10 protein-coding genes and 1 pseudogene are annotated in these 10,509 nt (G+C 70.0%); 5 read left to right on the forward strand and 6 right to left on the reverse strand.

Translation table 11 applies throughout. The features are described 5' to 3' along the window. Positions 1-180: 180 nt before the first annotated feature. Both ACFWBF_RS31860 and ACFWBF_RS31865 read right to left on the reverse strand, forming a co-directional pair. Positions 181-528, reverse strand: coding sequence for a hypothetical protein (locus ACFWBF_RS31860; protein ID WP_385608003.1), 348 nt, complete (start codon positions 526-528; stop codon positions 181-183). An 8-nt stretch (positions 529-536) separates the two neighbouring features. Next, positions 537-798: pseudogene (locus ACFWBF_RS31865) on the reverse strand (alpha-galactosidase); the annotation flags it as partial. A 322-nt stretch (positions 799-1,120) separates the two neighbouring features. Between ACFWBF_RS31865 and ACFWBF_RS31870 the strand changes: the two are divergent. Beyond that, entirely contained in the window at positions 1,121-1,729 is a 609-nt protein-coding gene (locus ACFWBF_RS31870) for a GPP34 family phosphoprotein (RefSeq protein WP_385608005.1), read from the forward strand. A gap of 94 nt (positions 1,730-1,823) precedes the next feature. After that, the gene (locus ACFWBF_RS31875) at positions 1,824-3,110 is read left to right on the forward strand and encodes a DUF2716 domain-containing protein (protein ID WP_385608006.1); all 1,287 of its coding nucleotides are present in this window, start codon (positions 1,824-1,826) and stop codon (positions 3,108-3,110) included. An 84-nt stretch (positions 3,111-3,194) separates the two neighbouring features. On the opposite strand, the gene ACFWBF_RS31880 is transcribed toward ACFWBF_RS31875, so the two are convergent. Together ACFWBF_RS31880 and ACFWBF_RS31885 are read right to left on the reverse strand one after the other, a co-directional pair. Further along, positions 3,195-4,061, reverse strand: coding sequence for a hypothetical protein (locus ACFWBF_RS31880; protein ID WP_385608008.1), 867 nt, complete (start codon positions 4,059-4,061; stop codon positions 3,195-3,197). Further along, positions 4,058-4,528 (reverse strand): SPASM domain-containing protein, encoded by a 471-nt coding sequence (locus ACFWBF_RS31885; protein ID WP_385608010.1) that lies wholly within the window; start codon positions 4,526-4,528, stop codon positions 4,058-4,060. The genes ACFWBF_RS31880 and ACFWBF_RS31885 overlap by 4 nt, the downstream gene beginning before the upstream one ends. A gap of 718 nt (positions 4,529-5,246) precedes the next feature. On the opposite strand from ACFWBF_RS31885, the gene ACFWBF_RS31890 reads away from it, so the two are divergent. Further along, complete coding sequence (locus tag ACFWBF_RS31890; RefSeq protein WP_385608011.1) at positions 5,247-7,571, forward strand: collagenase; 2,325 nt, start codon at positions 5,247-5,249, stop codon at positions 7,569-7,571. A 156-nt stretch (positions 7,572-7,727) separates the two neighbouring features. Here the strand turns inward: ACFWBF_RS31890 and ACFWBF_RS31895 are convergent, their stop codons facing one another. Further along, entirely contained in the window at positions 7,728-8,285 is a 558-nt protein-coding gene (locus ACFWBF_RS31895) for a DUF1062 domain-containing protein (protein ID WP_385608013.1), read from the reverse strand. Between the two features lie 321 nt (positions 8,286-8,606). Between ACFWBF_RS31895 and ACFWBF_RS31900 the strand changes: the two genes are divergently transcribed. After that, a complete protein-coding gene (locus tag ACFWBF_RS31900; protein WP_385608015.1) occupies positions 8,607-9,188 on the forward strand; it encodes a hypothetical protein in 582 nt (193 codons plus the stop codon). A gap of 52 nt (positions 9,189-9,240) precedes the next feature. Here ACFWBF_RS31900 and ACFWBF_RS31905 read toward each other — a convergent pair whose 3' ends face one another. Next, positions 9,241-10,092 (reverse strand): GNAT family N-acetyltransferase, encoded by an 852-nt coding sequence (locus tag ACFWBF_RS31905; protein WP_385608017.1) that lies wholly within the window; start codon positions 10,090-10,092, stop codon positions 9,241-9,243. 177 nt (positions 10,093-10,269) lie between these two features. On the opposite strand from ACFWBF_RS31905, the gene ACFWBF_RS31910 reads away from it, so the two are divergent. Continuing rightward, complete coding sequence (locus ACFWBF_RS31910; RefSeq protein ID WP_385608019.1) at positions 10,270-10,458, forward strand: hypothetical protein; 189 nt, start codon at positions 10,270-10,272, stop codon at positions 10,456-10,458. The last annotated feature ends 51 nt before the right edge of the window (positions 10,459-10,509 follow it).

The following is a 10,509-nucleotide window of genomic DNA, read 5'->3' on the forward strand; positions in this document are numbered from 1 at the left end:
GGCCGGTGCCCCCCACCTGGGTCCAGGCCGGGTTGAACCGGCCCGCGTTGTAGTCGCCGGTCTGCGTCCACAGCCCCCCGTCCCAGCCGGCGATCTGCAGGTGGACGACGTTGTCGACGACGGCCGCGGAGATAGGTCGCGGACCCCGGACGCACCGCCCGGGAGTTCGGCCCAGGCCGTTCAGTGGCCGGTCCTCGTGTCCAGGACCCGGCCCTGGACGCGGCCGCCGGCGATCGCGTACTGGTGGACCAGCGGGCCGGCGGTGACGCTGGTCAGGCGGGTGATCCCGGATCCTTCCGACGTGCCCCAGCCGGCCGCGAACCCGCCCGAGGCGAGGTCGCCGCTCTGGGTCCACGGGGCATCTCCCCCGCCCGCGGCGGTCAGGGAAACTCTGGGCGCAGCAGCCGACACCCGGTACATGACGACACCGTGGGCCGGCACCTGCGCCGAGATCGCGCCCGTCGTCATCGTGGTGCTCTTGTCCCACAGGTCCTTCAGGACGTCGGAAGCCGCGGCGGCGAGTCCCATGTCCGGAAGATGTCGCCGGAGGTCCGCCACGTGTGGCCCGTGTCGGCACCCCGGTTGGCGACGTCGGCCAGGCCCCAGTTGCAGAGGCTGTAGAGGATCGGCCGGCCAGGCGGCGAAGCTGGCGGCATCCTGCCGCTCGTGGTCGAGGCTTCCGGGGAAGTAGCGGCCCTGTTGCTTCGGTACGGGCGCACAGGGGTTGCGGCCGGCGCTCTCGTAGATGCCCAGTTTCAGGCCCTTGGAGTGCACGTGGTCGGCGACGCCCTTGATGCCGTACGTCCATCACCCGGCGAAACCGCCGCCCGTGCCTGCGGCGCGGCCAACCCCACCAGCACGCCCGGTGCGCCCGTCAGCGCGACCGCTGCTGCCGTCGCGGCGCAGAACATGCGCAGCCTACCTGTCCGATCACTCACACATCCCCCACCCGTTGGCCTTTTCTGCAGGTCAGAAGGTATTCCATCACGCGCTGTCGGGTGGCGTTGGCGTCTGCGGCCTCGGTGGTGGTCTTCACGGTGCCTCGGGCTTTCAGGAGCGATACTTGACCCGCCCCGCCCCGCGACGGGACGCGGGTTCGGCCGACGACGAGGAGCCGTACATGACCACGGCAAACGACCTGTTCACCCTTGCCCTGGAGCCCCAGCCGGAGCGCTCCGTGGGGCAGGGCGACCTGTCCCTGTCCCTCGCGGGCGCCGAACTGATCGACCTCCTCCGTGCGCAGGCCATCGACCTGGACGGTGATCTCATCGTGCCGGGCCTGCAGCCGTCCCTGGACGACCGGCTGCTCGTCGCGGCGGCTTCGGCACTCGTTCGGCAGGTGCCGTACGAACACGTCGAGGACTGGCTGTGGCGCAGGGGCCGTGACCTCTCCGCGGCCTACCAGGTCGCGTTCGAGGAGGACGGCCTGCTGACGCGTGCGCGGCGCGGCCGCCTGAACTTCGGGGCCGAGCACATGGAGCTCGTCGACACGCCCGCCCGGCGTCTTGCGCAGAGCCGCTGGGAGGCGGACGAACCCGTCCTGGGAGCCCTCGCCGCGGCCATCGGCATCCGCCGCGGCGAGGGCTCCGAGGACAATGCCGGCCCGGACGGCGAAGCGGTGACGACCGTGCTGGCGGCCGTCAACGACGCGGTGATGGAACTGGAAGCGGTACGCCAGCGGCGTTCCATCGAGAACGCGGCTTTCGCCAACGTGTGGCGGGTCCCGTAGGCACCGCGCCGCTCAGGCGGCATCGCGCCTCTCGGTCGCCGAAATGGCCGAGAGGGAGCCCGCCGGAGGAGGCCCGGCGTCTAGGCTTCCGCCCATGGACATGGGCGAGCGGTGGGACACGCACGACGGGCTGCGGGGGCGGGCCCCCGCCTGGCATCCGGTCGGGGTGGTGGTCCGGGCCGACGGGCCGGTCGTGCGCCGGCACTACGGGTCGCACGGCACGGCCGAGCACGCCCCCCTCGTGCCCGGGACGGACATCGCCGGGCTGGTGCGCCGCCAGCAGGAGGCCTTCGCGGAGCGCGGTGAGCCGGTGGAGTGGAAGGTGTACGGGCACGACTCGCGGGACCTGGGTCCGGCGCTGACGGCGGCGGGGTTCACCGCGGGCCGGGAGCGTTCCGTGCTGATCGCCGGCCCCCTGCGCGCCGAGGAACGCGGCACCCTGCCCTCCGAGTTGCCCAAGCGCCCGGCGGAGCCGCCCCGGCAGGGGGTGCACAACCTGTACGCCGTGCGGGAGCAGGCCGAGCGGGCGTGGAGGGTCGCCGTGGGGTCGCCGGACCCCCACGCGATGCCCTACGCGCAGATGATCGCGGACGGCGCCTCGGATGACGGGGACGTGTTCATCGAGGTCCTGTTGGAGGACGGCCTCGTCGTCGCCGTGGCCTGGGTGCACGCCGAAGAAGGCGGTCCCTTCGCCGTCGTCGGCGGTCTGACCCGCGACGACGCGGATTTCGTCAGGGCCTGCACCGACGAGTGGCGCAGACGTTGGCGGGGCACAGCCCTCCTCGCCGAGGCCGACGGACCCCTGCGCGCGCGGCTCCTGGAGGCCGGCTTCACCGAGGCCACCACCGTCCGCTCCTACCACTGGCGGCCGCCGGGTACCCCCGAGAGCACCCGCCCCGCACAGTTCCTCGACTGGCTCCACGACGACGGTCCGCTGTGGGACCGCTTCTACGCCGACTTCGACTTCAAGCCGAGCACCACCTACCGGCCCACGATCACGGACCCCTCCCCCTCAGTCGTCTGGAACCTGCACTCCCACCACCGGCTCGTCCCGGACCTTCCCGCGGAGCTCGACGCGATCGTCCGCCGCGGACTGCTCGCCGCCACCGAGCCCGGGGAGTTCGTGTACTGGCTGGACTGGCAGCACGACGGCTACCGCTACGACCCCCGCCGCGTCGGCATCCCCGGGCGTCCCCCGGTCCCGGGCCACGGCACCTACCCCAACGGCGACTACTACCTCCACGTCACCCATGACCTGCGCCTGGGTACCTTCGGACATCCCTGGGAGCAGACGCTGACGGTCTGGGGGCCCTCGCTGCTCGCCGCAGTGGAGGCGGAGCTGACCGAGTTGCTCGGCGAGCCGGTCAGGCACCGCGACTGAGTGGCGCTGCCGCGTACCGAGTCGCGCCGGCCGGGGCGAAGCTGCGCGGCGTAGCGGACGGGACGGGCCCACCACAGCACTGAGTCACAATCCGTGAGCGGCCGCTTCGCGTGGTCGCGGGCTGAGACTTCCCCATGCCATCCATTGCTCCGGACATGCGCTCACGCACCGCTCCAGCCACACACCGTAATCGTCGAGAGCCGAGCCGACACCGCCGGACAGCGGTGCACCGATCTGAGGGGTGATACGGCCGGCCACCTCCGGTGCTGCCATGGCACGGACCTCCAGGGAGCGTCTCGTGGCAAACGCGAGCAGCCCGGTGGGGACGTTCAGCCGGCCGCCGAGCACCGGCAGCTCCCGAACCTGACGGGTGCCCGGATAGCAGGTGTCCAGATTCGCGACGATGGTCCCGTCCGAGCGCAGCCAGCGGCGGATGTCGCCCGCGCCCAGCCGGGTCAGCAGCAGCGGCTCGCCGAGCCGTAGCCGCTCCCGGTACATCCTCACCACGAGCGGGTTCCTGTCGTGCACGATCGGGAACGCGGGTCTGCCCGTGGCCTCCTCCACCAGCAGCGGCACCATCAACGCGTGCCCGAGCTGTGTGGTCAGCACGAGGCGGGTCGCGCCACCCAACGCGCCGGCCGCCCCTACCGCGTCAGCCCAGCCGAGGAGAGCCTGACGCGGTCCGGACCGCAGGACGTCGTGCAGCCGCAGGTAGTACCCGGCCAGCCAGCTCACCAGCGCCACGACCGGGTCGGAAGGATGTCGCCACCGGGCGGCGTACTGCGCGCCGTGGCACCGGAGAAAGAGCTTCAGGTCGTCGCCGATGGTGTCGACCAGGATCCGCAGCGTGTGCCGCCGGCGCGCCTCGGTGCCGGAAGGGGGCGGTGGGTCCGCGGCGAGTGCCCGCAGGACGGCGACGTCCCAGTCGGAACCGATGATCCGAACGGTCATCCCGGAAGCGCGGCGTCGTCGAGGGCGGCACCCGCTCGGCGTTTCGCACGCTCGTAGTACGTGCGCAGGAGCGATCCGGGGCGGGAGACGTCTTCGAGAATGCGGGGGAAGAGGCTGAGCCGTGTGGTGCACTCCAGATCGTCCACCGAGAACAGGGAACCCTTGTTGATCAGGGCACGCGCCGGGCAGGTACCGGCGCACTGGTGCAGCCACGGACAGGAGTCGCACGGCGCGTCGTTGAGGAGCCAGCGCTCCCGGTCGCGCAGGGCGGCGGCCGACGGGGTGTTCCTGCTGCGCGTGGTCAGCGCGGACTGCGCGATCGGCAGGGACGCACGGCCGGGCGGTGGTGACACCGCCGCCCGGGGCAGCAGTTGGAACGCCGGGTGGTAGCTGCAGTCCCAGGCCCGCACGGAACCCACGGCGTCGAGGACGAGGAGTTCGTTGGAGGCGCCGCAGGGCATCTTCATGCACATCGGTCAGACGCGTGCCGAGGAACTCGACGAACGTCCGGCGGAAGCGGTGGGTATCCGGCTTGCCGTCGGCGCGTCCCTCTGCGTCGGCCGGGAGAAGCTTCCAGGTCTCTCTCCAACCGTTGGCGGAGGTCCCCGGAGTCGGGCAGGAGATGGGCCGTGCCGGGAAGTCGCTCGCCGATCCGGCGACTTCCCTTCTCTCCCCGCCCGGCCTGCTACCGCCCCATTCAGGATCGGCCCCTGGTTCCCCGACGGCAACCGGAGCCCGCGGGTGATGAGGGAGGCCGGGGCGGGGGGGTACGGCGGCTCGCCGAGCACCTCGCCGTTGGCCGGTGCGCCCCCGCGGGCGAAGTGGGCGTAGACGGTGCGCCAGGGTGGGTGGTCGTGCGGAACGCGGCACCCCGGGTGCGCTCGACCTCGCGCAGGCAGGCGCTCCCGCGCCGAGCCCGCGCACAGCAACACCATCATCTGAAGGGTCATGCCGAGGCGTTGGGGCATCGGGGCGTCAGGGACATCAGGGACGTCCCCAACTCAGTGACCGGTAGGGGTGGTTGAGGGCAATCCGAAGTGGATAGTTGACAACGTTTCAGTTGCGGTGGCCGGTAATCTGGCCAAAAACCTTCCGGAGCGATGCGACATGTGAAATTTTACATGTCACACATCAACTGCCCGTGTCCCCAGCACGTGGCCACAACGGCCCCGGAGGCCCCCACAGATGCAGCCCTTCCGGATATCGAAGGCCAGCGCGCGCAGACTTCCAGCGCTCGGCGCAGCCGTCTTCATCACGCTCGGCCTGTTCGCGCCACAGAGCCAGGCCGCCTCCGTCGGCGCCACGACCCCGGCCGGCGCGAACGCACGTGGAACCGCGGCCTCGGCGCCGCGGTCGATCCCCGTCCCCAAGTCGCCCGATGCGATGAGCAACGGCTCCCGCTTCCGGATCTCCTCGCAGGACAGTGCCGAGGAGTCCGCCCCGGCACCCGCCCCGACCGTCGAGCCCGTCAAGGCCGGCAAGCAGTCCTCCGCCGCCGCCGGGGACGAGTGCGGCGACATCTCCGGCGTGATCAACGCCACGGGCAGCGCGTTGGTCCAGCAGCTCAAGGCCCTCCCCCGGATCACCTGTACCTACCCGCTGTTCAACCTCACCGGGGAGAACGCGCGGAAGGCCTTCCGTGAAGCCCAGATGGTGACCGTCGCGGGCGCGCTGCGCGACGCCTCCGCCACCTACTCGGGCAACAACAGCGCCGCCATCGGGCAGCTGGTGCTGTTCCTGCGCGCCGGCTACTACGTACAGGACAACAACGCGGACGTCGTCGGCGACTACGGCACGGCGCTGGACAGCGCGGCGCTCGGCGCGCTGGACGCCTTCTTCGCCTCCCCGCGCAGCAAGGACGTCACCGACGCCAACGGCGAGATCTTCAACGAGGTCGTCACGCTGATCGACAGCACCCACGCGGCCGGCCGGTACGCCGGCGTCGTCAAGTGGATGCTCGGCAGCTACGACGGCACCTGGCCCGGCCAGATGAACCTCGCCATGCAGCACGTCGAGTGGGTCGTCGAGAACGGCTTCAAGGCCAAGAACGACGACCGCGGCTGGCGGGCCGCCCTCAAGGCCGACCCCGCCATCCTCAACACCTGGGCCGGCTTCATCACGCGCAACAGCGCGCAGCTGAACCGCTTGGACGTCGTCAGCAACGTCGGCCGTTACCTCGGCTACGCCCTCGACGTCCCCGAGCTGAAGGACCGGGTCCGGCCGCTGCTGAAGGACCTGATCAACCGCTACCCGAACGTCGGCCCCACCGCGCCGATCACCATGAACCTGGGCTGGTACACGCGCCAGTACGACAGGAACAACTGCGCGGCCTACGCCATCTGCGACCTGGGCGACCGCGTGCTCCCGGCGATCCTGCCGATCCAGCACACGTGCACCCCGGCCCTGAAGATCCGCGCCCAGGACATGTCCCCCGGACAGCTGGCCGGCACCTGCACCAGCCTGGTCAACCAGGACGCCTACTTCCACCGGGTCATCGGCGACAAGGGTGCGATCCCTGGTGACGTGAACACCAACCTCGAGGTCGTCGTCTTCGACGACTACACCCAGTACTCGCTCTACGCCTGGGCCATCTACAACATCGACGTCGACAACGGCGGCATGTACGAGGAGGGCAACCCGGCCGCCGCCGGCAACCAGGCGCGCTTCATCGCCCACGAGGCCCACTGGCTGCGCCCGGACTTCCAGATCTGGAACCTCAACCACGAGTACACCCACTACCTCGACGGCCGCTACAACATGGCCGGGGACTTCGAGGCCAGCCTGACCACGCCGACCATCTGGTGGGTCGAGGGCATCGCCGAGAACATCTCGTTCGGCTACCGGGGCGAGCGCAACGCCGACGCGATCAGCGAGGCCGGCAAGAAGACCTACAAGCTCAGTGACCTGTTCGACACCGTCTACAACCAGGACGGGGACCCCGACGTCAACTCGAACCGGGTCTACCGGTGGGGCTTCCTTGCGGTCCGCTACATGCTCCAGGCGCACCCCGCCGACGTAGAGACCGTGCTCAACAAGTACCGCACCGGTGACTGGAACGGTGCCCGCACCTTCCTGAAGCAGACCGTCGGCACCAGCTACGACGCCGGCTTCGCCACCTGGCTGACGACCGCCTGTGCGACCAACGACTGCGGCCCCCTGCCGGAGGCCTCGTCCACCCCGCTCTGCACCATCAGCGACCCCCGTCAGTTCGACAAGAACTGCCGCCGGGACAACCTCGCGGCCGCCACCGGCAACTACAGCTACCACTTCGTGTACCTGCCGGCCGGCGTCAAGCAGCTGACCATCACCAGCAGCGGCGGCACCGGCAACGCCGACCTGTACTACGGCGGCAGCAGCTGGGCCACCACCAGCAGCTACCAGGCGAAGTCCACCAACGCCGGCAACAGCGAGACCCTGACGATAGACAACCCGCCGTCCGGCTGGGTCTACTTCAGCCTCGCCGCCGCGCAGGACTTCAGCGGTGTGAGCGTCTCCACCCAGACCAAGTAAGCCGGTCCGCCGGGGCCGGCGGGGCCGGCCGGCCCCGCCAAATGTGGAGCCCAGTTCGGCGGGTGCAACGAACGTGGGCCAGGTGCCCCTTGCGCTGACGGCCAGAGCCTGTCCGGCGGATCGGATGATGCCGGACAGGCCCCGGGCCGGAATGACTCAGCGCTTGAGCGTGAAGGTGAAGTCGCCCGAGAGCTTGCCGCTCAGCCGGACTGTCGACACGAGGTTCCCCTCGGCGAGCAGTCTCTCGACCTCGGCTCGCGAAAAGCCGAAACCATCGGCTATCAGTCGCACAGGCCGCACAGGTATCCGCGCCGCAAAGCGGACCGAGACCTCGATCGCCTCACCCTCCGGCTGATGCGGCTGATCCGGCGCGCCGCCGTCGAGGCGCCAGGCGTTGTCCCAGTCGAGGGCGATGCGATTGCGGCGCCGTACGACCGGGTCCTGGAGCAGTTCGCCCGCCAGGCCGGGGTCGTTGTCGTGCAGCAGGTTCAGGAGCTCGGGTTGCACGGAACGCACGTTCATCCGCTCCAGGACAGTGAGCTTGGTGGTGTCCCCGCACTGGGTACACAGTGCGAGGAGCCAGGCGTCGAGGAGCTTGTGGTTCGCGTTGACGCGGAATTTGCCGTTCGTTTGGAAGCGCCCGGAGGCGCACCTGTGGCAACGGCGAAGAACGATCGGCAGGCAGGTGGGCACGACCACCCAGGTTTTGGACACAGAAATACACCGGTTCCAGTGAGAAGACCGCAGCGAAAAGGAGCGCGTCGCACATGTGCGACGCGCGACGGATCAGCGCTCGGGGGGTCTCACTTGGTGTACAACGGAACGTCCTTGACAGGGCGACTGTGGGCGGCAGAACAGTAACGGCACACGGGAGTGCGCCTCCACTGATTTTCGGGCGGGTGGCGATGCTTCGCGGCGGGCGCCCGCACCACCCTCGACCCGCCGCCCCATCCGCGCAACAGCCCGGGTGCAAGTGGCCCGTTGGCAACGGATGAAGCCGTATCGCCAGGTCAGCCAGCCGAGCAATGTGAGGGAGTGACAAAGATCGAGATGGCAGACGTATTCGCGACCGGACGCCGCGGTGTCGGCGGGAGTCTCTACGCGTACCGGGTGCGTGGGCGCGGACGCAGTGCCGTGGTTCTGTGGATCGGTGGGCGGGGTGATGAACCCGACCAGGTATTTACGGTGCCAGAAGCCGACCGCCGGCAAGTACCGGTGTTTGTGACTGTTCGGCAGGCCCGGGTGTATGTGCGCCGACGAGGCCGGGAGCTCGCCATCTCTGAGGCCAACACGCTGGAGCTCTCGCGTGTCCAGCACTGGCTGGAGGATCCGGTGCGCCGAAAGATCCCGCCAGGCGCGGTGCTGGAGGCTTGGAACTTTTTCGAGGATCTGGCCCGAGGCCTGGACGCGGTCCACCAGCTGCCGCAGCAGGGAACAGTACAGAACAGCGCATACGAGAAGTTGTTCGAAGGCGAGTGCGCCACGTGGACTCCCGATGAACAGCGCTCGGTACGGGAGTTGATCAGGGCCGGGGTGGAGCTGTGGAACTCTTGCCCAGTGAACGTCAACCCCTGCTCGGGATCGTCTTGGAGGCTGGACCGGCGCCCGGCGCCATGATGGTCGAATGAGGCGGAGGCCCCACCGCCGGGCGCCTGACCCGGTCACAGTGCTAGAGGTCGATCGAGCGGTACTCGTCCAGTACGGCGAAGCCGGTGCTGTCGTACAGGCTCATCGCGACCTCGTTGCCGCCGAAGACGTTGAACATCATCGCCTCGTCTCCGCCCTGCCGGGTGGCCCACTCGCCGACAGCCATCGCGGCCCGGCCGTAGCCCTTGCCGCGGTGCTCCTTGTACACCTCCAGCGAGAAGCCGAAGGTCACGCCCGGCAGGAAGCCGTGGTTCACCCAGCCCGTGCCGACCACTTGGCCGTCGGCCTCCAACGCGTAGAAGGCGTGCCCCGGGGTCAGGTAGCCCTGCGGGAGGTGGCGGGCGAAGTCCTCGTCGGACTTCGCCTTGGCCTGCTCCGCGGTCAGAGCTCCGGCCCGGACGATGTCCGCGATGTACGCGGCCTCCTCACCGGCATACCAGCCCGGGTACTCCTCCTCCGTAAGCCGGCGAACCGTCAGACCCGTTGGCAGCTCGGGCTGCTCGGCCGCGGCACGCATCCGGTTCTGCCCCCGCACGGGGTAGTCGGCGAACGCTCCCGCCCCGCCGGTGAGCCGGACTCCCACCCGCTGCGCGCCGTGCTCGGCGCACCACCGCTCGGCCCACTCGCGTCCCCGCGACACCGTCAGGTCATGGATCCGGCCCACGGTCGCACCGTTGTCCTCCGTCACCCCGACCGCGATCCACCCGGCGCCGTCCGTGGCCACCGTCCAGCCGTCGATACCCTCCACCGCCCGTTCCAGCAGGGCCCGGGCCAGCGGCTCCGAGCACCCCGCGGCCCGGTACCCGGCCAGCACCCGCTCCTCGAAGCCGCCCCGCCACTCACCCTGGTCGGCCACGATCTCTATCTCGTTCATCCCCCCACCCTAGGCAGGGGCACCGACAGAGCCCGCTCTGGCGCCGTGCGTCCCCCGCAGAGCAGAACCGCAGGTCACTCGTCGCCGGGGACCCGATCAGCTCAACTTAAGCGAGCGGCGACCCGCCCCCCGTGCCAGGCTCATCGAGGATCACCCCCCACACCGAGGAGGACCCTCATGGGCATCAAGGACGAGATGCAGGACAAGGCCAAGAAGGCCAAGGAGAAGCTGCAGGGCAAGCAGGACGAAGCCTCCCAGCGAAGCCGGACCGAGCAGGACCGCCTCCGCGAGCGCGCCGACGAGACCCGCCAGAGCGGCCAGCGCGGGTTCGATGACATCCAGGACGACGCGGACCACCGCCGCTAGGCCGTGTTTTAGAAGTCGCGGGCGGCCAGCCATTTGGTGAGGTCGCCCGCG

The organism is Streptomyces sp. NPDC060028, from assembly GCF_042736725.1.
Taxonomy (GTDB): Bacteria; Actinomycetota; Actinomycetes; order Streptomycetales; family Streptomycetaceae; genus Streptomyces.